Origin of the sequence: Hyphomonas sp. CY54-11-8, from assembly GCF_000682735.1 — a bacterium.
In the GTDB taxonomy this organism is placed as follows: Bacteria; Pseudomonadota; Alphaproteobacteria; order Caulobacterales; family Hyphomonadaceae; genus Hyphomonas.
In genome coordinates this window covers 1-24,901 of record NZ_AWFD01000036.1, presented here as the reverse complement: position 1 = coordinate 24,901, position 24,901 = coordinate 1, and the positions used below count along the sequence as shown (strand labels likewise).

Here is a 24,901-nt window from a genome sequence, read left to right as displayed (position 1 = left end):
CCGGTGTCGGGTTGTTTGTCGTGTCGTTCAATTTGTGTTTGCGGGATCCATCCATGCGCGATCGGTTGCGCACAGTGCTGAATGGGTGTGCGAAAAATCGAGGGTCGAGCCAACGATCCGTCGCGCGTCGCGATGGCGTTCGGGTTGCTGTGAGTAGCAGTGTCCCGTCGCTGCTGCGTGGCGGGTCGCATCAAGGTTCTTCTGGCGCCCGATCGAGATCATCGCGCATCGGCGGGCAACGAGCGCAGCTTCGCTCATGACCGGATCAAGTTCCTCAATTACCCAACCTGCAAATCCGGCTTTGAGGCTCCGGCCTGAAAAGGGGGGTGGGGACAGAATAGTATCGCCACCCACCTGCCAATGCAGGCGTCGGGCGCCGTCCAAGGTCAGTTTGACCATATAGGCGTCGTTGGTCCGGTCAGAGACGTGAATGTCGTATTCTTTTAATGTCGCTCCGGTAGCGAGCATTGCACTGGAGAGGCCTGCAAGGTCCAGCATATGCGTGCATTGAAGCCGGGCGTCGATCTGCCGGTAGACTTCATGGGCAGTCGCGCTGATGGGTTTGCCAATCAGTCCCTTCAAGGCATTGCTGGCTGCTGGACATGTTGAGTAGGGAAATCGCAGGGCTTCCGCCGAGGTCCCTGTGATGTGGCCATCTCTCGCCATGATCTCCACCCGAAAATGATGAAAATCATCCTCGAGTACGGCCCTGGCGCGCGCGGCACCATCCGGTTCATGGCGCGCAGAAATGATAATTTTTCGGAAAAAGCCCTGCACCCGACAAGAATCCTTGCGTTTCAAACAAACTAAATATTATACACATAAGGCAAAAATGTATAGAATAATGCAAGGGTGAGCTGAAAATCAGCCGTGAAAGGGAGACAGATGGCAAATTCAGGTTGGAGCTTGGGTGAGCGTGACACGGTCATCGACGCGCTGCAGCGTGCCGTTGCCAAGACACCCGACAAGGTTCTCGCTGATTTCGAAGGTGAGACGTATTCCTATCTGGAAGTTGAAAGCCGGGCGACGCGCTTTGCGCATATGCTTGCGGGTCTCGGCATCAATCCGGGCGAGACCGTAGTCTCGATGCTCGACAACAACATCGATGCGATCGTCTGCTGGCTCGCAGCGAACAAGATCGGCGCGGTCTTCGTCCCGGTAAATACAGCGCTCAAAGGCGGATTTCTGCGCCACCAAGTCAGTGATGCCGGTGCAAAACTCGTCGTCTGCGAACAGGATTACGTCGACCGGTTCGCCGAGATATCCACCTCACTTCCCGAGGTTCAGTACCTGCTTCATCGTGGAGACTGGAAAGGCGCCAAAATGGCTGGTTTGAAAGTCGAGCCGCTCGATCGCCATCGCGGGTCCGACACCTCAGCCATCGAATTCCGGCCCATGCCGTCGGACCTGTCGGCTCTCATCTACACTTCCGGGACAACCGGTCCGTCCAAGGGCTGCATGTTGAGCTACAACTATATGTGCAATCTTGCTCGTCAGCAGACTCGGGCCGCGCCAATCACAGACAAGGATATTCTGTGGACGCCGCTACCCCTGTTCCACGCGAATGCGCTTTGTACCAGTTTCATCTCCGTCGTTCTTGCCAATGCTACTGTCGCTTACACACCTCGGTTTTCGGTTTCGAAATTCTGGCCAGAAATTGAGCGCAGTGGCGCAACCGCGATTTCGATCCTAGGTGCGATGGGAAATCTTCTGGCGCAGGCACCTGAGAATGACGCCCAGAAAAAATGCTTTGGCCAGATCCATACTGTAAAAGGAAACCCGTTCAGCGAAGAGATGAAATCCATCTGGCGGGACCGCTTTGGTGCCAAGCAGGTCGGGTCAAACGGGTATGGTCTGACGGAAGCAGCCGTTGTGACATCGCTATCGGCCGGGGAATATGCGGCACCCGGATCTTCGGGAAAACGCGTGCCTGAATTTGATGTGCGGATCGTTGATGAAAACGACGTCGAGCTGCCAGTGGGCGAGGCGGGCGAAATCATTGTTCGTCCCCTGCAGCCTGACATCATGTTCCAAGGGTATTGGAAACGACCGGAAGAGACTTTGAAGCTGATGAAAGATCTCTGGTTTCACACCGGCGATATTGGCAAGTTTGATGAGGACGGCTTTTTCTATTTTGTCGATCGTAAGAAAGACTATCTGCGCCGCCGAGGGGAAAACATTTCAAGCTTCGAGTTGGAACATACCTTCCTCACCCATCCGGACATCGAGCAGGTCGCGGTACATGCCGTTCCGTCCGAGGTTATCGAGGACGACGTCAAGCTAACGGCCATTCTCAAACCCGGCGCGACCCTTTCCGAAGAAGAACTGTGCCGATGGTCAATCGACAAGATGCCCTACTACGCCGTGCCACGGTACATCGAGTTTCGAGACGACATGCCGCGTAATCCGCAAGGGCGGGTTCTGAAGTACATCCTGCGCGAGGAAGGGGTCACTGCGAGTACATGGGATATCGAGTCTTCCGATATCCAGCTGGTCAAGCGATAGGAGGACACAATGACGGAGGATATTTTGCCTGATCCGTCTTATCGCGTGGTGATCATCGGTGGCGGGCATGCCGGCGGACTGGTCGCCGCGCAGCTCAAACAATTCAGCTTCCCCGGACAGATTACCATTGTCGGCGAAGAGCGGCACGCGCCTTATCAAAGACCGCCTTTGTCCAAGTCATGGCTTGTGTCTGATGCGACCGAAGCATCCGTGCTCCTCAAACCGGAAGATTGGTATGAGAAAAATGGGATTGATCTGCGCATCGGGCAGGTCGCAAGAAAAATTGACCGGACAAAGTGCGAGGTTGAACTCGAAGACGGAGAAACGCTTTCCTATGACTCACTGATCCTTGCGACAGGCGCACGCGCCCGAGTTCTCCCGATTGAAGGTGCCGAGAGCCAGAACGTCTTTTCCGTTCGTACGCCGGAAGATTCTCTGGCCCTCAGACGGGCGCTCGGCCCGGGCAAGACATTTGTATTGATTGGCGCCGGGTACATAGGTCTTGAGGTGGCAGCGGCCATTCAGAAGACCGGCGGTCGCGCGATCGTCATCGAACGCGAGGCGCGCGTGCTCGCAAGGGTGGCCAGTCCGACATTCGCCGCCTTCATTACCAAACGCCACGTCGAAGAAGGCGTGCAATTCGAGACCGGTGCGCACGTTTCGGCGGTCGACGCATCAGATGGGTTGGCAAAGGCAGTCGTCATGTCTGACGGCACCCGTATTGCTTGCGATGGCATTGTGGTGGGTGTCGGGGTCCTGGCCAATGATGAGCTTGCGCGGGCGGCCGGTCTTGATTGCGATCAGGGCGTATTCGTCGATGAGAATTCACGGACGGCCGACTCTTGCATCTTCGCTATCGGAGATGTTTCACGCCGGCCCGTGGTTGGATATGATCTCGTTCAGCGGCTGGAAAGCGTTCCAAGCGCAATCGAGCAAGCAAGGCAGGTAGCCATGCAGATATGTGGCAAGGACCCGGCAGCCTCTGACATACCCTGGTTCTGGTCAGACCAGTACGACATGAAGCTTCAGATAGCAGGGCTCTGGGCAGGCTGCGACCAACAGGTCGTGCGCAAGAGCGCAGCGTTGGACCGGTTCATGGTCTTTCACCTGACGGGAAACTGTGTTCGCGCCGTCGAAAGCTGCGGCTCAGTTCAGGATTTTATGGCCGCCAGGAAACTCATTGCGCGCGGGCAAACTGTTGACGCGTCGGCGTTAGCGAATTCCGAAACGGATTTAAAGACGCTAATGACTGCCGGTTGAAGTCGGCCAAAGAATCAACGGCCGCACCCTGAGGATGCGGCCGGCATGTTCAAATTCGATCTGAACAAACGTTAGAGGAAAATTCCAAGGTTGGGTGTCCCGAGAACGGCCTGATCGAGAATGACCTCGCGTCTGGCCAGCTTCCATTTTCCGTTCTCGCGGCGCAAAACATCATGACGCTTGCACGGGATAAGGTCGAACGCATCGGAATCAAACCGGCTGCGTGTCAGAAGCATGTAGCTGTCCACGCGATATTCGTTTGAATTGCTGGTGATGTATGCACGAATGTTAGACACTAGGCGTCTGCACCGGGATGGCGGGTCTTCCCCCCACGCACTATTTGTGTCGGTGAGGCGCATCAGGCGCAGGCGCATGGATGGATAGTCGTCATGCATGTGCTGTACAGTACGGATGACCGATTTGTCGGTTTCCCGCGATGGGCGGGTATGGCGCAACGGAACATTGTATTCAAGATCTTCTGCGAGAGTCTCCAGCCACTCTGAAAATCTGAGATCATCCAGCAGTTCGGCTTCGTCATACAGGTGCATGACGATTTCATTGTAGATGTCCGAACCCACTGGCAGGCGCTGGGTGCTGTCAACCGGCGGAACGGGCGTTGGTTCGAGTAGCTTGAGTTCGGCGAGCATGGCTTGGTTCATTGTCGTGTGTCCTGAAAGAGTATGTCGTTGCGCAGTCTGAATCAGTCAGGCGCCGTCATTAGTTCATGATAGTAACGCCACCACGCCCACTGCGTGTCATCCTTGGTGAACCCTTCACCGACATGACCCGGGCCAGGCCAGTTTTCTGGACCCTTGTTGTCGTAGCAGGCCTGATATTTCAGCGTGATGTCCTTGGAGACAGCACCTTTTGCAGCAAGTGTCTGGTGCGGCCAGGTGTCAGAATCGTCCTGTTCAACAAGGCCCGACGTGCCGAGCATTTGGATCGACAGGCGCAACATCTTGGCTTTCAGTTCGGGCGGCGTGTCCCGTTCGGCAAAGATGTAGTTGGTGAATTCCAGCTTGTCCGGGCCTTTCGGAACGTAGACGTGCAACGCCATTGCGCCGACGATCGTGCCGTCAGGCTGGGGAAGGTAGATGAATTCAAACAGGCCATTCGGGAAGAACCCGCCCACTTGGGGAGGTCGCCAGGCCATGATTTCGAGTTGCTCCTTGGAGAATCGTCTCAACAATTCCGGTACCATCTCGCGCGTAATGCCTGGAGGCGGTAGTGCGGTGAGCTTTTCCTCCACTGTAAGCGTGTCCGGGTCTTTCCCGGTGAGACGCGCGATCTTTCTGTCCAGTTCGATGCACCGCAGCGCATGGCCATGATCGGTCCACACCTCACAGCCATACATTTCGGGCGATAGGTCACCTCCTTTGCCTTCGGCGTCCGGCTTCTTCGCGTACGGACCGACTTCGGCGAGCCAGCGATGGAGTGTCAGCGTGTGAAATCCATCGGCCGCGGACTGTTCGCAAGCCGTTTTCCAGTTGGCGCGAATGTTGAAGCGCTGCGGCGGCCCGAGCAATTCCATGCCGGAATCGGTACGGTCGAACAGCGTGTCGAAGTACCATTTCGCATCGCCCATGAATTCTTCGAAACTCGGGCCATCCTGATCAAATGTTGCGAAGATGAGCCCTCCCCAGATGGCTACACGTGCTTTTCTAAGGCCAAGTTCTTCCTTGCTCCGCATCGTGCCGTGCATGCATTCGCTGGCGATCGGAGACCCGATGAAGTCCCCGTTCGGCTTGAAGGCCCAGCCGTGATAAATGCAGACATGGCTGCTGGCATTGCCCGACTCAAGGGTTGTGATCCGCATGCCGCGGTGTGGACACACATTCAGAGAGACGTGAATGTCACCCTTGGCATCCTTGGCCACTATGACCGAATCTGAACCCATATCGCGCTGAATGAAGTCGCCCTTGTTCGGGATTTCGCTTTCGTGACCGACAAGTAGCCAGCAGCGCGCGAAGATCTTCTTCATCTCAATTTCGTAGAGATCGGGGTCCGAAAGCACGCGCATTTTCACTTCGCGCATGTCCATGTCGATGAGATCGCTCAGATGCGTGCCATCCCGCAGCACAGGGTCACTCTGCAGCTTATCTGGGTGGAGCGTGTCAGCCATTGTTTCTTCCCTTCGATCACGCGGGTCTAAATGAATTCCGCCATTGAATTTTGAACAACTATGGCGTTTATGTATGAAAAATGCAATGCCAATCTTAAACCCAACCCAGAATGTCAGGCGATTCAGGAGGAAGAATGTCCAGCGAGAAGAAGTACCGGATCGAAATCGACCGTTCGCTCTGTTGCGGATACGGCGTGTGCAAGGAAATCTGTCCGTCAGTTTATGATTTGGACGAGGGTGGACTGGTCGTACTCAAATCTGAAACCGTAACCGGCGATCAGGCCGTCTCGGCGCAGGAAGGGGCTGACGCCTGTCCGCAGGCCGTCATCACCCTGACGGAAATCGACTAAGCGGGATCGCCAACAGCATGACCGACTTCCTGACTGGCAGAACAGTGCTGATCTCCGGCACCGGCGGCGGACTTGGCCGGGCGGCAGCCTTGCGGTTTGCCAGGGCTGGCGCTCAGGTTTTCGGCTCAGACATTGATACCCGGTCGAACGAAGAAACTCTGCGTTTGGTCGAAGCGGTGTCGGGAAAAATGATTGCCGATACCGTCGATGTCGGCGACGAACATGCGGTGTCCGAATGGGTCAGAACGAGCGTCGAACGTTCCGGGCGCCTGGATGTTCTGGTCAACAATGCATCGGCAGCCCGGTTTGCCCGCATGGACCAGATAACCGTTGAGGACTGGCGCTACACACTCCGCAACGAACTTGATTCAGTCTTCCTGCCCACGCTTGCCGCCTGGCCTCAACTGATCCGGAATGGAGGCGTGATCATCAATGTGGCGTCTGTTGCAGGACATCGGGGATCGAAGGCATCAGGCAATAGTGCGCATGCGGCGACCAAAGGAGCGATCCTTGCTCTGACTAAGCAGTGGGCTCTCGAAGGTGCGCGCCATGGTGTACGGGCTGTAAGCATTTCGCCCGGCTTCATTCTAACGCCGGGTACTTCATTCGTTATGGAGCAGCCCGGCATGGAAGCCGCGCTCACTCAGGCCATTCCCGCCGGTCGGCCGGGAGTCCCGGATGACATAGTTGGAATGATGGTCTTTGTCGCTTCTGACGAAGCTTTGTATTTGTCCGGCACGGATATCGTCATCGATGGTGCGATGACCGCAGGCTGACATAAGGCATATTGAAACAAGGAGGAAACGGAAATGGATTTATGCGGCATTGGCTATATCGGTTTTGAAACGCCCGCTATCGAAGCCTGGCGGGATTATGGTCCGTCTGTCATGGGATTTGGGATTGGCAAGAATCCGGAAAACGATCCGGACTCCTTGTATCTGCGGATGGACGATCGCCGTTGGCGGCTGGCTTTCCATCCCGGTGAAATCGACCGGGTTGCCTATTTTGGATGGGAAGCCGTCGGGCGCGAAGCTTTTGAAGGCTGCAAGGCCAAGCTGGACGAAGACAGTGTAGCCTACACCGCAGGCGATGACGATCTCAAGACCAGGCGCGGTGTGAGGGAGCTCATCTCCTTCAAGGATCCGGCAGGGTTCCGTCATGAGATTTTCTACGGCCATAAATGGAATCCGGGCACCTTTGTGCCAGGCCGTCCACACACAGGTTTCGAGACCGAAGAACGTGGCTTCGGACATGCAGTTGTCATGGTACCGGACTTCTCCAGGGAACTGGAAGATTTCTTCCTGAAGACTATGGGGATGAGCTGGTATGGCTGGGGTGCCGGCAAGGGGCGCACAGGGTTCTTCCGGACAAAACTGAACAACAAGACCAGCCATGATATCGGTATTGGTCATGCCCCGGGTAAGATGGGTATTCAGCATATCGGGCTGACGGTGAAGTCAATCCGCGACGTCGGAGAGACATTCGACCTGGTGAAGCAACGACAGCTGCAGATGCAAATGACGCTCGGGCAACATACCCAGGATCCGCACATGTCATTCTATCACTTCGGACCTTCAGGGTTTGCGGTAGAAACCATTGTCGAATTTGAACCCTGGCCGGGTGATACGTATACCGAGCTCAATCCTGAGAAACTGAGCGTGTGGGGCCATGAACTCGTGGGGCCAATTATTGGACCAAGTGTAAAAACGCCTGAGGAACTTCTGAAGTTCGATTAGAAGCTGTCGTGACAGCAGGAGCAAACAAATTGCAACACCTGACAAACAAGGCTGCTCTGATCACAGGCGGCGGCGCCGGGATCGGACGGGGCATAGCGCAACGCTTTGCCAAGGAGGGCGCGCGTCTCGTCATAGCCGAGATAAATAGCGCCAAGGGGGAAGAGGCGGTTGCTGAACTCTGCGCGGCCGGAGCCGAGGCGCATTTTATTCATACCGATGTTCGCGAGAAGACCCAGGTGGAAGCGGCCGTTGCTCATACAATCAATACACTCGGCGGTATTGATATTCTGGTGAACAATGCATTCGCCCTGTCGCCGAACGTGACTCTTGAAAAGAAGAGTGACGCCATGCTTGAGTCTACACTCAAATCCGGAGGGTGGGCGGCCTGGTGGGCCATGAGGGCCAGTCTTGAAAGTATGAAGGCCAGGGGAGGGGGAAAGATCATCAACTTCTTCTCGATCGATGCGGAAGTCGGTGCCTGGTTTCACGCTGATTACAACATGTCGAAGATGGCGATTCTCGGTCTGACACGAAGTGCGGCTGCCGAATGGGGGCGGTTCAACATCAACGTAAATGCCATCGCGCCGGCAGCCATGGGCGAGGTGTTCCACAAACTTGTCGAGGAAAATCCCGGTTTTGCAGAAGCGGCTGCTCAGAGAAAGCCGCTCGGCCGGAATGGTGAGCCGGAAGCCGATGTTGCGCCGGTCGTGGTGTTTCTGGCCTCATCCATGTCGGACTTCGTCACCGGTGAGTTGATCCATGTCGATGGCGGGCTGCATCTTCCGGGCTACAATTCGAAACCGGCCGATCTTGCCGGTCTTGATGAATAGAAAGGCCGGCGCGAGGTCGATGGTGTCCTACCAGACCTTGCCGCCGATCCATTCGCCGATGCCGGCACGAAACACCTTGATTTCCGTGTCAGCGTAGACGCCAGCCGACTCAAACGGATCCTGGTCTGCGAAGGCGCGAGCATCTTCGAGATTGTCTGCCTTGATGATCATGGCGCTGCCTTCTGCCGGGCCATCGGGATCGGTGCGCAGTGCGCCCCCGACGAGGAACCGGTGTGCATTGTCCTCCGAGAATTTGAGGTGTGCTGCCATCGTAGCCTTGCGACATTCCACGCTGCCGGGAGCATCACGCCGGATGATGAGGAAATAGTCTGCCATCGTGTCACCCGTTTTCCTGTTCTCGGCGTTTGCCTTCTTCGTGAAGCTCTAGCTTCAATTTGGGATAATAGTTGATCTGGCCCTGCATCCCGCCAGCGACATCGATCGAGGCGGCGCTGACAAAGCTCGCTAGGTCGCTGGCGAGGAACAGCACGATATTGGCCACTTCTTCCGGTGTCCCAAAACGACCGAGCGGAACGGGTTTCAAGACTGTCTCAATGAACTCCTCGCGAGTGATGGTCTGCGGCATTTCCTTGTAGTGGCGGTCCCACTGTCCGGTATCGATCCAGCCCATATTGAGGGAGTTGACGAGAATATTGTGCGGCGCCAGTGCCTGGCCGAGAGAGCGGGACAGGGCAATGCCGGCTGCACGGTTTGCGACTGTCGTGAACCCGCCGGGCGGCGCCTGAGTTCCGTTCAATGCATTGATATTGATGATACGGCCCCATTTCTGGGCTTGCATGTGAGGGGCGCATGCCTGGACGAAGCGGAAATGCGCAACCTGGAGAAAGTTCGCATGCTCAAGCATGTCTTCCGGCTCAAGCGTCTGTAGATTGCCGATCCGGCCCTGACCCGCATTGTTGACCAGTACATCGACACCGCCCCATTGACCCGCGACTTCGGAAACGAAGGCCCTGACTTCAGCACTGTTTCCAACATCGACAGGGCGTGCAATGACATCCTTGGCACCGAGTTCACGCAGCGCTTTCCCCTTTGACGAGATTACAGTCTCGGTCCGAGAGCAGATGGCAACCGAGGCGCCTTCACGTGCAAACGCTTCGGCAATTGCTGCGCCGATGCCGCGCGAGGCCCCGGTAACGATGACCCGTTTGCCTGAGAGATCGATATTCATTGGACAATCCGAAATTCGTTTCGTTCAGAAACAGAGCTGAGGTGCTCTTGATTTGGGACCGGACCGCATCAGGGAGTGAAACCGGAAATACACCGCCGATATCGCGTTCTGGTCATCAGCAGGAAGTTATACAAAAGTCGAAATAATGTCCAATAAATTCGACAGCTAATCCTTGGCTATGCGGATGGAATTGAGCAGGAAGTCAATCGCGAAGCTTCGCCATAGACCGGCCCCTTCTTCTGATCGCGTATCAAAGCCAAGTAGACTCGAAAGCATGTAGCTGTTGTAGAATCCGCCAAGCGTTACAAGGATCGCAAGGCCAGAAAACAGGTTCGGATCAATGTTCGATTTGAATTTGCCTGTATCGATACCGCGTTGAATGAGCGCTGCCATCTTTTCGTTCAGGGCTGGCGCCAGGGCGGCGAACCTGCCGTCTTCGGGGCCGACTTCATTGTGAAAGGCTATCGCCTCCTGTGCGAGCGCCGGAAGATAGGGGTCGTTCTTATACTGATCAAAAGCCAGTTCCAGGATGGCCCTCAGCGCAAAGGCCGGATCTCCACTCTGAAATTCATGGTTGCCGAGTGCGGACAGGATCGTTTCAGACTGCTGGTTGAGCACGGCTGAAAACAGATCATTTTTGCTCTGGTAGTAGTGATAGAGAAGTTGCTTGGTGACACCGGCATCTTCGGCAATCCCTGTCATGGTCGCGCGCTTCAGACCCGTAACTGCGAAGACCTTGCGGGCCGAGGCCATGATCCTGTCGAGCGTTTCAATCTTTGTGGACATTTTTCCGGCGATTCTTCAGCGAGTATTCAAGGCAAGGTCATCCACTCCGTTTGACTTGGAGTCAAACGATGCAAGCTCCTCTTCGCTTGGATCAGCGTGAACCGGGCGTATGGTCGTTCAACAAAGAGTGCAAGCGTCAGATTTGGAACAATCGGGAGGAGGATGGGCGTGATTGAATACGATACGATACCAGAGCGTGGTAATTTCAGCTACCAGACCCTCGCCGGACCGCATAAGGTTACGGGCAAAGCCCTGAACAATACGCGGGGTTTTTTTGGCCTCACCTATTCGAAAACCTCAGTATTTGGATGCCTCTACACCGATGATGAGGAGACATTTGCGACAGTTCGTTCCCTGCTGGGACCGGATGGCACACCTAATCCGGTGACCTTTCTGTTTCTGTCCACACTGATCGATGGCGAGAACATCCGTATCGACAAGGAAACGGCAGCCAAACAGGCCATGACACTAAGACCCGTAACAGCCCTCAATGGCGATACGGCGAGTTGGCAGAGCCAGCCCGACGATCAGGGAAATCCATGGAAAATCGAGGCGTCAGGCAAAGCTTTTTCCTGGAAGGAAGAAGGACTGTTCGATCTTTCTGGCAAGCTGCTCGGCAATGGTATGCAATGGTACCTGCCGGGGGTGGAGTGGGGGACATTCTACGTTTCACAAGTCTACAACGTCGCGGGGGTATGCCAGGGCCGCCCGGTCAAAGGCTGCTTGGCCGTCGACCAGATCTACATGGCCGAGGGCGGAGCCATCCACCACAAGAAGGATCTGATCGTTAACAACAACATGCATGTCCTTTGGTGGACATTCGCCAACATCTACAAGGATGGGTCTTATGATCTTGGGTCAATCATGGTGGGTCACGATAATCTCGGTTACGCGATCCTGACCGATGAGTCTGGCAAGGTTCGTTCAACAACAAATATCGAGGGCGAAGTGGTCCATAAACCGGGCAGCTATTTTGCCGAGTCTGCGAAAGTCATCATCGACGGCAATGAAGAATGGGTCTTCTATCCGGACAAGAAGGATGAAATGACAGATTTTGTGGGGGGCTTTCCGATCACGGCTCAACAGTGTGGGCAGTGGCGACGGGTTGGCGACACGCGCGAACTCGACCACTGGCTTGGTTGGGGAGAATCCGATCGGCGCAATGGAACCGCCCGGAACGTCAAAGGCAGCGACCTTTAGATCACCGACAGGGCGCTTCACTCAGGACTCGAGTTCAACCCTCAATCCGTACGGTCTGCCGACCGTCCTTGAGCGGAGTGACGTGGTAGAATCGCTCGGTGATCATGTGATCGGGTCCTGACCAGATGGCCGGATCTTACAATTGCAGTAGCGGTAAGACTCGAACCAGTTCGTCAACACGCCCGCGAAATTAGCTGGGCCCTTGAATTTCGAACCGTCCGGAACGAGAGGGTGGTAGGCTGTTTCGCTGGCAAAACGCTGCAGCATGCGATCAAAGCTAGGGTTATCTGCCTCATAAAGGCATCTAGGAGGCGGCACACGCTCATTTCCATGATCGACCCGATTTCAAGGAGGCGAGAAGCGTAGGGTCCGGGGATAGATCGCCGAAAAAGAAATCGATGATGTCGGTATTTCGGGCCACGCGTGTTCGGCGTGCTTGCGGAGAGGTGAGTGGATCCATGGAGTCAGGCGAAACGTCGAAGACTTGGGTTGGTCCGTTGGACAAATTGTCCATGACCCAGTGCGCGAGCATGTGGGGCTCAGCGAGATTGACGGCGTCTAGCGCTACGCTACGTGCTGTGAGAAGATTGCGAAGTTTAGGGGTGTCCGTTGTTCCGATCACGAAGTAGGTGGCATCCACGCCGGTATGCTGGAGTTCTGCCCAAAGTGACTCGACCAGGTTCAGGGCATAAGCCTTTGTAGCGCTGTATACACTGATCCGGCCCGCGCCATTGAGGGCGGAATCCGATCCGATGACGGCAAGGCCGCCGCGATCTCTGTCAATGAAATGCTTTGAGAATAGTCTTACTAAATGCGTGAGCAGCAGCACGTTGCGGGAGATCAACGCATCAATTGCATCTGGATCGGCATCTACGAGCCTTGCGCCGAGCGTGTCTCCGCCCGCGTTCAGGAAAACCGAGCCGATATCAAATTCCCCGATCAAGCCGACCAGTGTGTTCCTGGCGTTCGGTGATGTCAGATCGAGGGCCAACGCCTTTACGTCAACTTGATGGTCGTTTTGCAATTGCCGGGCCAGTGCGTCCAGCTTTTGCGCCCGCCTCGCCACGAGAATGCAGTTCAAGCCGCGTTGAGCCGCGACCTCTGCAAGTGCGGCCCCAATGCCGTCAGATGCGCCGACAATCAGCGCCCATTTGCCATAGCGTTCCTTGAACAGACTTTCACGATCGGACATGGGTGTTCTCTGAAAGTAAGAAGCGCGTCCCTACGGTGGAGGATAGGGACGCGCTCAACAGGTGCCGACAATGAGATCCTAGAAGCGGACAGTCGCTTCGGCACCCCAAACAGCCGGCGTTCCGCGATAGGCGGAGGTGTAGCCAAGGGAGTTGTTCAGATCGAGGATGTAGGTGTTGTATTCCTCGTCGGTGACGTTCTTTCCGAACACTGCAAATTCCCAGTTATTGTCGAACTGGAGCGCGGCCCGGAGGTTGAGCAGTCCATACCCCTTCTGGACATCCCGGTCGAGATCGACCGTGTCAAAGTAGATGTCGCCCTTGTAGCCATAATCAGCATGGAGGACGAGGTCGCCGAAGCTGAGCGGAGCGGTTGCTGTTGCGTAGATATTGTAGGTGTAGTCCGCCGTATAGGTGAAGGGCTCACCGCTGCGATCGCGGCCGCCGTCTTCAAATACGTCGTACTGCGGGTCCAGCCAGCCGACCGAGCCACCAAATGTGAAATAGTCATTGGCAACAATGTCGATTTCAGCCTCGAAGCCGGGAACTTTTGCTTCAGCTGCATTCGTGGTGGTAGCTGTCGGGGCCCCGTTCACGACGACAACGGCGGTTCGCTGCACATTCTTGTAGTCCATGTAGAATGCGGCAAGGTTTGCCCGCAAGCGGTGGTCGAAGAATTCACTCTTCAAACCGACTTCGTAATTCGTTACTTCTTCCGGCTCGTAGGCTGGTGAGAAGATGCGGTGCACGAAACCGCCGGCACGTGTCGCCCGGCTTGTCTTGGCATAGGCAAAGATGTCGTTGTTGACCCGATAGTTCAGGCCGAGATTGTACGACAGGTAGTCATAGTCGACGCTTCGCGTAATGGCACAGTCACCTGGTGCGTCGAGTTCCGCAACAGGCAAGGTGCAGGTCGCACCACCTGGCGAAAAAATGCTCATGACCAGATTGCGTTCATCCTGAGTGTACCTGAGACCTGCAGTCAGGGAGAGCGTGTCAGACAGCGTATAGTCACCCTCTGCATACACAGCGATTGAGTTGTTTTCGACTTCGCCCCCCGTCACGGCTGTCGAGCTCGTTGTCAGATCGTCATTGTGCTCAGTGAAATAGAAGGCACCGGCGATCCAGTTGATGTCGCCCAGAGTGCCGACCAGCTGGAATTCCTGTGTGAATTGCTCGTCCTGGTGGTTGTCCTGTTCAAACTCAATGCCGGTTGGGATGACGATTCCAGGCACAGGCAGGGGGGGTGATGGAAGGACAATCGCCGGACCAGCAATTTGCGGGTTAGGCGTTCCGTCCACATCGGCCAGAACCCTGTTCCGGACACTGCGCAGCGCGGTGATCGACTTAAGCCGAACGCCGCCGAGGTCCCAGTTCAGGGTTGCGGCGACGCCGTCCGCTTCAATGTTGGCGAACGTTTCTGTCGAGGTATAGTTGGTGTAGAAATCGGTCGGAATGTACTGGGCGTAACCGAGAAACGCACCAGACAGGCCGGCTGGGTTCACGTCGACCAAGGCTGCGATCGGGCCATTACCGTCACGTTCATAAGTGTCAGCAGACAACGTCAAGTCCCAGTTGGCCCCCTCGGGCGCGATGCGAAGTACACCTCGCAGGAAGTTGGAATCAAGATCGGCCAGCTCGCGGCCATTATAGGCGCTTTGTCCGTAACCAGAATGTTCGCCATGCTTAAAGCTGACGCGTGCTGCGATGTTGTCGCCGGCAATGGGAATATTGAGGTGCCCGAGAACTTCCCTGGTGTCGTACTCACCAAGGCGAGCTGTCAGACGACCGCCAAATTCGTCAGTTGGCGTCGGCGTTGTGATGTTGAGCGCACCGCCCGTCGTGTTGCGTCCGAACAGGGTTCCTTGCGGACCGCGCAGGACTTCGACGCGTTCCACGTCGACCAACTCGAGCAATCCGAGCGAGGATCGCGCGGAATAGACGCCGTCGACATAAATCCCGACTGCCGGGTCAGAGGCAGACGTGTTTTCAACGCCGGCCATACCGCGGATCGACACACTCGCACCGGAATCGCCGTTCACGGGCTCAATGGTCACATTGGGCGCGCTGTATTGAAGTGCGTTCACATCTGTTATCTGCCGGGTCTCAAGTGCGTCTGCTCCGAGTGCTGTCACCGCAACCGCGGTTGTTTGGAGATTGGTCTCGACGCGCCGCGCCGTGACGCTCACTGTTCCAAGCCGTTTGCTGCCCTCAGCCTCGGTTTCAGGCGCAGCTGTTTCTTCTTCCTGAGCAATCGCGGCAGGAACCACCAACGCATGAACCATGATCAGACCGCCTGCCAGAGCGGACGCAGTCAGTAGACGCACTTTTGATGTCTTTTCAGATTTCATGAAATCCTCCCAAAAACTCTGCATGCATGTTCATGCTAGATTTTGCACACATTTCGGGAAAGTGTACTAAATGTCAACAAGATATTTTCGCGGCCCAGGAATCCGCTGTCGTCATTGCGTAACTGGACTTTCCGCGTTTGCGTCGACGCTGAGTTTCAGACTTCAAAATCCTTGGGCGCTCGCCCTAGGGTCAGCATCAAAAGCCCGCCCATCGCAAAGCAAATCGTGCTGTAGACTTGTGTCGTGGTGTAGGTACCGGAATGGGCAACAAGGGCCGCGACAAGCAGGGGCGCTGCCGCAGCTGCGGCGGTAACCAGTCCAAGGTGGAAGCCGAACAGGCGCCCATAGTCACGCAGTCCAAAATGCCGTGAGACCAGGAAGGCAGCGATGTCGAACTCGGCGCCGGCACCAAATCCGATCAGGAAGGATCCAAGGATCAGAGCGGGCGTATACGTCCCGCCGCCGAGGATCAGAGCGCATCCTACAGCCGGAACGAGTATGGCAGCCGCTGCTACGCCGGCAGGCCAAACCCGATCAAGGAGGTATCCGACGACGATCCGGCCCGAGATCAGCGCGGCGCCAAAGGAACTGAATATCGATGCCGCCTCGATGGGCTCGAAACCGCGATCCTGAAGAAGAGGCACCGTGCTCGTGACCATGGCGATAACAGCCGAAACGACAAGTGAAAGCGCAATATTCAAGGTCCAGAATTTTCTCGATGCCATGGCGCGTCCATAGCGCCACCCAGGCTGATTGGCGGGAATTGGCGCTTCAGCAATTTTGCCACCGGATCTGTTAGCCTGCTTGTCAATCCAAATATAGGAGAGCGGAAAGGCGAGGGCGATGTTCAGGGCACCCATGATCCAAAAGACCGCTCGCCAATCGAGTGTTTTGATAGCCGTGGCCATCACAGGCGGCAGGACCGCCGCTGAGAGGCCCGTGCCCGATAGCCCGATGGCGAGCGCAAGGCCGCGATTCTTTTTGAACCAGATTGCAATCAGTTCTGTCCAGGTAACTGTCAGCGTGCCCGCGCCGGCGACCGGAAGCAGTGCAATCAGCAGGTAAAATGTCCAGATCGACCCGGTTATCGGCACAAGCAAGGTCAGGGCGAAATAGGTGGCCGTGATAAGGATCAAGGAAGTAAGGGTCACCGTCCTGATGCCAAATCTCATGTTGGCTCGCCCTGCGATCTGCAAGCCCACAATTGCGCCGAGATATAGAGCCGTGACGGAGGTTTGCACTTCAGCGCGCGTCCAGCCGAATGCTTCCTCGAGCGGAACGACGAGCGTCCCGAAGCTGTAAAGTAAGGCTGCGTTTGCGCTGATCGCAACACCGATCACACCGAGGATCAGGATCCGCCAGGCGAGTTTGAATTCTCCGAGATCAAGCGCTGCGTTGTGCATCTGGCGTCTCAGGCGACCGGGCTAGCAGCTTTGGCTATACGGTTCCGCAGCACACCAAGCTTTTCGACTTCAAGCTCGACAATGTCACCGGGTCTTAGACGTTTCATGTGTTCGACGGCTGATCCGTTTCCGACGGTTCCGGACCCCAGGAATTCGCCTGGATGAAGGGTTTCGGATCGGCTGAGGAATGCAATCACATCTTCGAAACGCCAAAGCATGTCACCTGTATTGCCGCGTCCCCATTCCTCTCCGTTTACGCGTGCGATCATCGTCAGGTTATAGGGATCGGGCACCTCATCGGCAGTTACGAGACAGGGCCCGAGAGGATTGCCGGTGTCGAAGTCCTTGGATTTCGCTGGCCCTAATTGCCCAGACATTTCAAGGACCTGGGCATCCCTTGCCGAGAAATCATTGAAGATGGAATAACCGAAAATATGCTTTGATGCGTTTTCGCGTGCGACGTCCTTTGCGTGCCCCTTTATGTAGCAGCCCCATTCGAGTTCGAAATCCATCGCCTTGGAATAGGACGGCCAGATCACGTCATCGTCACTGCCGTGGGCAGCAAATCGATTAGCCTTGTAATAAATCGGCTGGCGGCGAACCGTTTCCATGACCCGGTCTTGGTCTGCGGTGTTTGCAAGTTCCCGTTCGGCGGCCACCGGATCGTGCTTGAGGGCCATAGCCCGATATTTCCGGGCAGCTGCGAAGCTCTGTTCGAGATGCAGTTCGAAGCAGCTGAAGTCCCGCATTTGAGGCGGTGGCTGAATGGGCGCCCGCAGTCTGACTTCTTCCCGCGGGACCATGGAACTTTTCGGCGCGCGGCGAATCGTGTCGGTGGCCATGTCGAATGCGTTGTCGCCGCCCTCGATTATAGCTAAGACATTCAGGAGTGCATGAGGGGTGCTTCTGAACACTTGTTCGTGTGCGTCGGCCAGATCGACAATCATCGTGTCGTCCTCGACGAAAGCGCCGCTTCTGGTTTGTCCGGAGCGTTCAAAGGTCACTAGTCTCATCGAAAATTCTCCACGGTGTCTGAATGGGCTGAAGTGCGGGCGGGTTTTGAAGCGTACCGGAATGCCAGATAGTAATGCAGGGCCACCCACAGGCTGACGACGCAAAGGCCCGACAATCCGTATCGAATGGAGTTGGTTCCGCCGAACGCATCACTCACAACTCCAACGATAAAGGGACCGAAGCCGTAGCCGATCAAGTTTGCACAGACCTGAAGCGAGGACACCGCAAGGCCGCGCATTCCGGGATCCACCGTACTGACGATGAAGGCATAGGAAGGGGCCGAATACATCCGGCTCGCGACTTCGAATGCCGCAAACGCCGCCACTGCGATATACAGGCTCGAAGTCAATGCGAAAACGGCAACGCATAGTGCGGTCCCAATACTGGTTAGCATCGGACCAACCGGTATGAGGCGTGTGCCCCCCAATTTGTACAGCCGGTCACCAAGCCATCCACCGAGCAGCGACCCGGCTCCGCCGAACACTGCAATACAGGCTCCAATGACCAGTCCAGCATTCGCAATTGGCAAGTGCTGAACCCGTATGAGGTAGGAGCCTGCCCAGACCAGCACGCCCGATAGAACGGCTGCTTTCAAAGCGGTCGCAACGAAGGCATTGGCAAACGCGGGGTTGGATACGGTAAAGACAAATGCGTCCCGTAGAGAAGGTGGGTGATCAGAGGCGGTTGAGGTGGCCGGATCAGAGCTGCCCCGAACCGGTTCTTGAATTGTGAGCAGGAGGATAATCGCCAGAACCAGTCCTGGCGCGCCGGCGACAAGAAATGCCGCGCGCCAGCCATATTGTGCAGCGACCAGTCCACCGAGTGCGAAGCTCAGGGCCGTGCCGATCGCTGTGCTCAGCCAAAAGATGCTGATGGCCGTTGAGCGACGCTTTTCCGGAAAAAAATCGCTGATGAGGGATATGGCTGTTGGGGCTCCGCCCGCCTCAGCGGCGCCGACTGCAGCTCTCACCAATAGCAATTGTATGTAGTTCTGGGTGAATCCGCAAAGCGCAGTAAATCCGCTCCACACGACCACCAGTCCGGCCAGGAGGTTGCGGCGGTTCACACGGTCGATCAGGTATCCCAGCGGCAAACCGGCAACGGCGTAAAGCACCGCGTAGATAAGCCCACCTAATATACCGATCTGACTGTCACTGAGATTGAGTTCTGTCTTGATCGGTTCAATCACGATCGACATCACGGATCGGTCGATCGAGTGGCAGACATATATCAGGGTAAGCACTGCAAGAGCGCGCCAGGCAGACCCCGGAATTCTGGCGCTATCCGCCTCGTCGCTTCGCATTCAAACCTCCCCGCAAGCGCCCCTATATTTTATACACTTTTTGCATTTCTGTTTTGCGCGGCTCGTGGCAGTATGACAAGAGGAAGTTTTGCGCCGTCAGACTCGGAGGAGGACAATTCTGTGAGTGCCGAAGCTAAATTTGCCCGAAAGCTTCCTCAGCTAACCGCTGAAAACACCCCCTTCTGGCAAGGTGGTCGCGACGGACATTTGCTAATCTACAAATGCCGATCTTGTTCTGACCTGTTTCACCCGCCCCAGCCCGTCTGTCCCTCATGCCAGGGCATGGATGTTTCGTCAGAACCAGTGTCGGGGCGCGGGCGGGTCGTCAGTTTCACGATCAATCACCAGGCCTGGGCACCGGGCCTCGTTGTTCCTTTTGTCATTGCGATCGTCGAACTGGTCGAGCAGACCGGATTGAGATTTCTATCCAATATTGTGAACTGTGACCCCGACGATGTGTTGATCGGCATGGAGGTTGTGGTCGTATTCGAACAGATTGAGGATGTCTGGCTGCCCCTGTTCGAGGCTGCGCAATGAACTTCGATCGATTCTATGAAAAGGATGTTGCGATTACTGGCATTGGTCAGTCCGAAGTTGGACGACCATCCCAGAAAACCGCGTCACAGCTGACAGCCGATGCATGTCTCGAAGCGATCCGGGATGCAGGGCTGAACCCAACAGACATTGACGGGATTGCGTGCTGGCCCGGCGATCACAACAATGCAGGAGACAGTTTTTCTCCCATTGGTTCGCATGCCGCTGCGACCATGCTGGGACTGAAAGTAAACTGGTATGGCGGTGGCTATGAAGGGCCGGGGCCTCTGGCTGGTATCATCAATGGTGCGATGGCGATTGCGACCGGCCTATGCCGGCACGTCCTTGTGTTCAGGACCATCACGGAATCGAGTGCAAGGCTCGTGTCAAAAAGCGCATCGGCGCTCACCAACAAGACTCAAGGGCGCGATGGAAGCTACATGTGGCGATGGTACACACCATTTAATGTGTACTCCGCAATCAACCTGATAGCGATCTTCGCGCAGCGACATTTCCATGAGTACGGAACGACCAGTGAACAGCTTGCGCAGATTGCGCTGACGTGCCGAGCAAATGCGGCTTTGAACCCGAAGGCGGTCTTTCGCGACCCGATGACACTGGGCGACTATATGTCATCCAGGATGATCTCGACACCGCTTCGCATGTTTGACTGCGACGTTCATTGCGACGCCTCGACAGCCATCGTCCTGTCACGGAGTGATATCGCAAGAGATCAGCCAAACCCGCCGATACGCATCGAGGCCATCGGTTCGGCACTCAATGTGCCGTATTCGTGGGACCAGCTGCCGCTCACGGAAATGGCAACGCGGGGCGTTGGGGAAATGATGTGGGCCCGGACGGACCTGACACCGGAGGATGTCGATACGGCCCAGCTCTATGACGGGTTCAGCATTCTGACACTCATCTGGCTCGAGAATCTTGGCTTTTGTGAGCGCGGTGAAGGCGGCCGTTTCATCGAAGGTGGCGCGCGTATTTCCCGCGAGGGCACGCTTCCGATCAACACGAATGGCGGACAATTGTCCGGGGGGCGGACACATGGATTGGGGTATGTTCATGAGGCATGTAGCCAGTTGTGGAAGCGCGCCGGACAGCGGCAGCTGAAAAAGGCGGATATTGCCGTTGCAGCGGCCGGAGGCGGACCGCTTGGTGGTTCGCTCCTGCTCGTCCGAGACTGAGGTCTGCCGGCATCGGTGTTCAGTGCGGGTTAAATTGTATGTCGGTCTATTAGGGTACGGATCATAATGCGATCGCTGCAAATGAACCCTCAGAAACGGAGGTATTCTGTGTCGATGTGCTAGGTTTCTCCGTCGGGCCGCGCCCTGATTTCCCGCGCCCGGGGCCTCTGGCCATGCGTCAATGGCCTGCCGGTCAGCTGCGCTGATTGAATCTCCGTCCGACCATGGCTGCGGCAATGTTGGTCTTTTGGACATCTGTTGTGCCGCCGGCGATGCCCCAGGCAAAGCTGTCGCGCACACGCTGCTCCATCCTGTACTCCTTTGAATACCCATATCCGCCCATGATCTGAAGTCCGTTTGCCGCAACTTCACGCACCATTTCGTTGGAAAAGCATTTCGCCACGCTTGATTCAAAAACAGATGGCAGGCCTTTGCTCGCGCTGACTGCCGCGCGGTAGATCAACAGCCGAGCCGCCTCAACTTTCATGGCCATGTCCGCGAGCTTCATCTGGATCGCCTGGAACTCGACAATCGGTTTTCCAAATTGCTTTCGCTCCTGGGCATATTCTGTCGCGTCTTCGAGCGCAGCTGCCGCAATGCCCAGTCCCATGGTTGCGTTTCCACACCGTTCCAGGCTGAAGGCGCTCATCAGTTTTGCGAAGCCGCCGGCCGGTACAATCATATTGTCGAGTGGGACCCGCACATCGTCAAGAAAGATATCAGCAGACGGAATACCACGAAATCCCATTAGTTCTTCCGGGCGTCCGAAACTGATGCCATCGCGCTCTTTCTCGACGAGAACAGCGCCGATGCCCTTGGCGCCAGGTGTGTCCTCAAGGCGGCAATAGACGATGTAGATGTCAGAATGGGCGCCGCCCGAGCACCAGCGTTTCTGCCCCGAAATAACAATCTCGTTGCCTTCGATGCGTCCACGAGTTGTCAGGTCCGTCAGGGCTGTGCCGGCATTTGGTTCTGACATCGATACCGCAACGATCTTCTCCCCCTTGATTACGTCTGGAATGATGCGGGCCTTCAACGTGTCGGAGGCAAAGTGCTGGACCGTGCGCACAGGACCCGTCAGACTTTCGAAAATCGGCCAGGCGACAGCCGGAGAGACCATGGCAAATTGCTCCAGAACGAGCAGCGCTTCGAGGTGGCCGAGGCCGAGGCCACCATATTCGGTCGGCAGGTTGACCCCCAAGAAACCCATTTCGCCGTACTTGCGGCGCATGGCATCGGGCAGGGGCATCGCCTTTTCTTCCATGTCTCGCGAGAGATCCATCAACTCGGCGCGTGCAAATTTGCGCGCCATATCCTGGAGGTCCCTTTGGTCTTCTGTTAGTTGAAAATCCATTGTCTGCCCCTGTTGTTCTCAATCCAAGCTGGTCCGCCCCCATTTGCGCATTTCCGTTAAAAATTGAGCACAAATGACGTAAGTGTATAAAAAATCAATATTTCGTTCGGCTTTGTGGGTCAATCGTTTGTTGGATCTTGCCGCGCGCCGGAACTCCTCAAGGACTCGCCCGGCCGTCAAATGGCTTTCCCGCCTTTACGCTTCTTCGTCCAGCTGCACTGATTTTCATCAGCAACTTGCCTTCGAGCACCTGGTCATCTTGTTTTATCGAGAGCGCGGTGACTTCGCCGTCAAAAGGCGCGCGAAGCACATGCTCCATCTTCATGGCTTCGACAGTCACCAGCGCCTGGTCCGCTTTAACGAATTCACCTTCTGAAACGGCGACGGCAATGATCCGGCCAGGCATGGGCGAAAGAACGCTGCCATCTGATGCACCAGATCCTGCCATGTCCGTGTCGTGCCGAGGGAGCGACACATTAAATGCCCAACCTCGCTCAACAAGCAGAACACCGTCTTCGAGCGGCAAGAGGGTGATTGGCTTCGCGTCGACCAATTGCACTGTGGCGGTTCGGTTTTCGCCATCGACTGAAATCTGGGTTTCAAGATCAACGGGTCCGTTAAGGCGGAATCCGGTCAACCGGTCCCAGGGGCCAAGAACAGGGTTTCCGCTGCCGTGCGGCTTTCGCATTTCGCCAAGCATTTGGGTTGCCGCCGCAAGGCCTTGAGTTGAAGGCTCTGGACGACTTACCAACTGATCCAGATACTCACCGATATAGCCCGTGGTTGCGCCGCCAGCTGCAAAGGTTTCGTCGCGCAGTAGCCGGGACAGGAAGGCTGCATTGTTGTGAACCGGATAGGTGGCAACGCCATCACATGCCCTGGCAAGGGCTGTGCGGGCTTCGTCCCGGGTACCACCAGTGCAGATCAATTTTGCAATCATCGGATCATAGAAGGGAGAAACCTCGCCACCCTGGCTGACACCGCTCTCGATCCGTGCTGACCCGTGCGGCAGGGACAAGACACGAAGCGGACCGGTTGAGGGCAGAAATCCTGTGACCGGGTTTTCCGCATAGAGCCGCGCTTCCATCGACCAGCCCTTGATCTGGAGGTCCGATTGAGCGACCGGGATCGGCTCGCCGGATGCAACGCGCAGCTGCCATTCGACGAGGTCCACACCCGTTACCTCTTCAGTCACAGGATGTTCTACCTGCAGGCGTGTATTCATTTCCATGAACCAGATCCGGTCAGCGCTCAGCGACCCGGATCCGTCGGCGATGAACTCGACCGTACCAGCGCCAACATAGTTCACCGCGCGGGCGGCGTTGACGGCAGCTGTGCAGACGGCCTCACGCGTCTCCTCATTCATGCCGGGGGCCGGAGCTTCTTCAATGATCTTCTGGTGTCTGCGCTGAAGCGTGCAGTCGCGTTCGAAAAGATGGACGACATTGCCGTGAGTGTCGCCAAAGACCTGAACTTCGATATGGCGTGGATTGGTGATCCACTTTTCGAGAAGTACGGTCTGATCGCCAAACGACGCCTTGGCTTCGCGCTGGCAGGATGCAAGGGCCTCTTCAAAGTCCTTGGCCTGATCGACCTTTCGCATGCCCTTTCCGCCGCCGCCTGCAACAGCTTTGATCAGAACGGGATACCCAATCCGGGATGCCTGCTGTTTCAGGTGTTTGGGAGACTGATCTTCACCGATATAGCCCGGTGTCGTAGGGACGCCGGCGTCCTGCATGAGTTTCTTGGCAGCATCTTTCAGGCCCATAGCCCGTATGCTGTCCGGATGGGGGCCAACCCAAACGAGCCCGGCCTCTATGACCTGTGCTGCGAAACCGGCGTTCTCGGATAGAAATCCGTACCCCGGATGAATCGCCTCTGCACCGACCTGCTGTGCGGCCGCGATCATGTGGTCGCCGACAAGATAGCTTTCTGCAGCCGGGGAGGGCCCAATGTGAAGAGCCTCGTCGGCCAGGGTCACATGCGGCGCCATTGAGTCGGCATCTGAATAGACAGCGATGGTCCGGATGCCGAGTCGTCTGGCGGTTCGAATAACTCGGCAAGCAATCTCACCGCGATTGGCAACAAGCAGGGATTTGATCATGGCTCTACATCCTGAACACGCCAAACTGTGCCCGTTCGGCAATGGGAACGTTCAACGTTGCGGAAAATGCGAGGCCGAGAACATGACGGGTTTGGGCAGGATCAATGATGCCGTCGTCCCAGAGGCGGGCGCTTGCATACCAGGGATTGCCTTCGGTTTCGTATTTTTCCCGGATCGGGGCTTTGAACGCTTCGGCTTCTTCGGGCGTCCAGCTATCGGAATCGCGGTGGACCGTGGCGAGGACGCTGGCAGCCTGTTCGCCCCCCATCACCGAGATCCGGCTATTCGGCCACGTAAACAGAAATCTGGGCTGATAGGCCCGCCCGCACATGCCGTAATTGCCAGCACCGAAACTGCCGCCGATCACAACGGTGATCTTTGGTACTTGTGCAGTTGCCACAGCGGTTACGAGCTTCGCGCCGTGTTTGGCGATGCCTTCGGCTTCATATTTTCCCCCCACCATGAACCCGGAAA

At 56.3% G+C, this 24,901-nt stretch carries 23 protein-coding genes and 1 pseudogene; 10 read left to right on the top strand and 14 right to left on the bottom strand.

Features of this window, described 5'->3' with window-relative positions; genetic code table 11:
* Positions 1–27: 27 nt before the first annotated feature.
* The gene (locus HY17_RS16155) at positions 28–801 is read right to left on the bottom strand and encodes a DUF2889 domain-containing protein (RefSeq protein WP_155843652.1); all 774 of its coding nucleotides are present in this window, start codon (positions 799–801) and stop codon (positions 28–30) included.
* A gap of 84 nt (positions 802–885) precedes the next feature.
* Here HY17_RS16155 and HY17_RS16150 point away from each other — a divergent pair, with 84 nt between their 5' ends.
* Together HY17_RS16150 and HY17_RS16145 are read left to right on the top strand one after the other, a co-directional pair.
* On the top strand, positions 886–2,505 hold the full coding sequence (locus HY17_RS16150; RefSeq protein WP_034768566.1) for an ATP-dependent acyl-CoA ligase: 1,620 nt from the start codon (positions 886–888) through the stop codon (positions 2,503–2,505).
* Between the two features lie 9 nt (positions 2,506–2,514).
* Complete coding sequence (locus HY17_RS16145; RefSeq protein WP_034768564.1) at positions 2,515–3,765, top strand: NAD(P)/FAD-dependent oxidoreductase; 1,251 nt, start codon at positions 2,515–2,517, stop codon at positions 3,763–3,765.
* 71 nt (positions 3,766–3,836) lie between these two features.
* Here HY17_RS16145 and HY17_RS16140 read toward each other — a convergent pair whose 3' ends face one another.
* Both HY17_RS16140 and HY17_RS16135 read right to left on the bottom strand, forming a co-directional pair.
* The gene (locus tag HY17_RS16140) at positions 3,837–4,424 is read right to left on the bottom strand and encodes a 3-phenylpropionate/cinnamic acid dioxygenase subunit beta (protein WP_197020297.1); all 588 of its coding nucleotides are present in this window, start codon (positions 4,422–4,424) and stop codon (positions 3,837–3,839) included.
* A gap of 41 nt (positions 4,425–4,465) precedes the next feature.
* Entirely contained in the window at positions 4,466–5,887 is a 1,422-nt protein-coding gene (locus tag HY17_RS16135; RefSeq protein WP_034768562.1) for an aromatic ring-hydroxylating dioxygenase subunit alpha, read from the bottom strand.
* A gap of 134 nt (positions 5,888–6,021) precedes the next feature.
* Between HY17_RS16135 and HY17_RS16130 the strand changes: the two genes are divergently transcribed.
* Genes HY17_RS16130 through HY17_RS16115 form a run of 4 tightly spaced genes read left to right on the top strand, consistent with a single transcriptional unit; the run spans position 6,022 to position 8,803 of the window.
* Positions 6,022–6,237, top strand: coding sequence for a ferredoxin (locus HY17_RS16130; RefSeq protein ID WP_034768560.1), 216 nt, complete (start codon positions 6,022–6,024; stop codon positions 6,235–6,237).
* A 17-nt stretch (positions 6,238–6,254) separates the two neighbouring features.
* Positions 6,255–7,013 (top strand): SDR family NAD(P)-dependent oxidoreductase, encoded by a 759-nt coding sequence (locus HY17_RS16125; protein WP_034768558.1) that lies wholly within the window; start codon positions 6,255–6,257, stop codon positions 7,011–7,013.
* 33 nt (positions 7,014–7,046) lie between these two features.
* Positions 7,047–7,973 (top strand): VOC family protein, encoded by a 927-nt coding sequence (locus HY17_RS16120; RefSeq protein ID WP_034768555.1) that lies wholly within the window; start codon positions 7,047–7,049, stop codon positions 7,971–7,973.
* Positions 7,974–8,002: 29 nt separating this feature from the next.
* Positions 8,003–8,803 (top strand): SDR family NAD(P)-dependent oxidoreductase, encoded by an 801-nt coding sequence (locus HY17_RS16115; RefSeq protein ID WP_034768554.1) that lies wholly within the window; start codon positions 8,003–8,005, stop codon positions 8,801–8,803.
* A gap of 27 nt (positions 8,804–8,830) precedes the next feature.
* Here the strand turns inward: HY17_RS16115 and HY17_RS16110 are convergent, their stop codons facing one another.
* From HY17_RS16110 to HY17_RS16100, 3 genes are all read right to left on the bottom strand, one after another.
* Complete coding sequence (locus HY17_RS16110) at positions 8,831–9,139, bottom strand: YciI family protein (protein ID WP_034768552.1); 309 nt, start codon at positions 9,137–9,139, stop codon at positions 8,831–8,833.
* Between the two features lie 4 nt (positions 9,140–9,143).
* The gene (locus HY17_RS16105) at positions 9,144–9,992 is read right to left on the bottom strand and encodes an SDR family oxidoreductase (protein WP_034768550.1); all 849 of its coding nucleotides are present in this window, start codon (positions 9,990–9,992) and stop codon (positions 9,144–9,146) included.
* A gap of 165 nt (positions 9,993–10,157) precedes the next feature.
* Complete coding sequence (locus HY17_RS16100; RefSeq protein ID WP_197020296.1) at positions 10,158–10,745, bottom strand: TetR/AcrR family transcriptional regulator; 588 nt, start codon at positions 10,743–10,745, stop codon at positions 10,158–10,160.
* A 201-nt stretch (positions 10,746–10,946) separates the two neighbouring features.
* Here HY17_RS16100 and HY17_RS16095 point away from each other — a divergent pair, with 201 nt between their 5' ends.
* Positions 10,947–11,978, top strand: coding sequence for a hypothetical protein (locus tag HY17_RS16095; protein ID WP_155843665.1), 1,032 nt, complete (start codon positions 10,947–10,949; stop codon positions 11,976–11,978).
* 322 nt (positions 11,979–12,300) lie between these two features.
* Here HY17_RS16095 and HY17_RS16090 read toward each other — a convergent pair whose 3' ends face one another.
* The 5 genes from HY17_RS16090 to HY17_RS16070 form a co-directional block, all read right to left on the bottom strand.
* Entirely contained in the window at positions 12,301–13,170 is an 870-nt protein-coding gene (locus tag HY17_RS16090; protein ID WP_051600223.1) for an SDR family oxidoreductase, read from the bottom strand.
* A gap of 78 nt (positions 13,171–13,248) precedes the next feature.
* Positions 13,249–15,519 (bottom strand): TonB-dependent receptor, encoded by a 2,271-nt coding sequence (locus tag HY17_RS16085; protein ID WP_197020295.1) that lies wholly within the window; start codon positions 15,517–15,519, stop codon positions 13,249–13,251.
* A 155-nt stretch (positions 15,520–15,674) separates the two neighbouring features.
* Positions 15,675–16,922 (bottom strand): MFS transporter, encoded by a 1,248-nt coding sequence (locus HY17_RS16080; RefSeq protein ID WP_034768542.1) that lies wholly within the window; start codon positions 16,920–16,922, stop codon positions 15,675–15,677.
* Between the two features lie 8 nt (positions 16,923–16,930).
* The gene (locus HY17_RS16075; RefSeq protein ID WP_034768540.1) at positions 16,931–17,935 is read right to left on the bottom strand and encodes a fumarylacetoacetate hydrolase family protein; all 1,005 of its coding nucleotides are present in this window, start codon (positions 17,933–17,935) and stop codon (positions 16,931–16,933) included.
* Positions 17,932–19,239, bottom strand: coding sequence for an MFS transporter (locus HY17_RS16070; protein ID WP_051600222.1), 1,308 nt, complete (start codon positions 19,237–19,239; stop codon positions 17,932–17,934). The genes HY17_RS16075 and HY17_RS16070 overlap by 4 nt, the downstream gene beginning before the upstream one ends.
* Positions 19,240–19,311: 72 nt before the next feature.
* Here HY17_RS16070 and HY17_RS20770 point away from each other — a divergent pair.
* The 3 genes and pseudogenes from HY17_RS20770 to HY17_RS16060 all read left to right on the top strand — a co-directional run.
* Positions 19,312–19,506, top strand: a pseudogene (locus tag HY17_RS20770) (zinc ribbon domain-containing protein); the annotation flags it as partial.
* Positions 19,507–19,521: 15 nt separating this feature from the next.
* Positions 19,522–19,776 (top strand): Zn-ribbon domain-containing OB-fold protein, encoded by a 255-nt coding sequence (locus HY17_RS20590; protein WP_304412374.1) that lies wholly within the window; start codon positions 19,522–19,524, stop codon positions 19,774–19,776.
* The gene (locus HY17_RS16060; protein ID WP_034768536.1) at positions 19,773–20,969 is read left to right on the top strand and encodes a thiolase family protein; all 1,197 of its coding nucleotides are present in this window, start codon (positions 19,773–19,775) and stop codon (positions 20,967–20,969) included. Before HY17_RS20590 ends, HY17_RS16060 begins: the two co-directional genes overlap by 4 nt.
* 193 nt (positions 20,970–21,162) lie before the next feature.
* On the opposite strand, the gene HY17_RS16055 is transcribed toward HY17_RS16060, so the two are convergent.
* The 3 genes from HY17_RS16055 to HY17_RS16045 all read right to left on the bottom strand — a co-directional run.
* Positions 21,163–22,323, bottom strand: coding sequence for an acyl-CoA dehydrogenase family protein (locus HY17_RS16055; protein ID WP_034768534.1), 1,161 nt, complete (start codon positions 22,321–22,323; stop codon positions 21,163–21,165).
* Between the two features lie 157 nt (positions 22,324–22,480).
* A complete protein-coding gene (locus tag HY17_RS16050) occupies positions 22,481–24,427 on the bottom strand; it encodes an acetyl/propionyl/methylcrotonyl-CoA carboxylase subunit alpha (protein WP_051600221.1) in 1,947 nt (648 codons plus the stop codon).
* 4 nt (positions 24,428–24,431) lie between these two features.
* Positions 24,432–24,901: carboxyl transferase domain-containing protein (locus tag HY17_RS16045; protein WP_034768532.1), on the bottom strand; the 470-nt coding region annotated here is incomplete at its 5' end.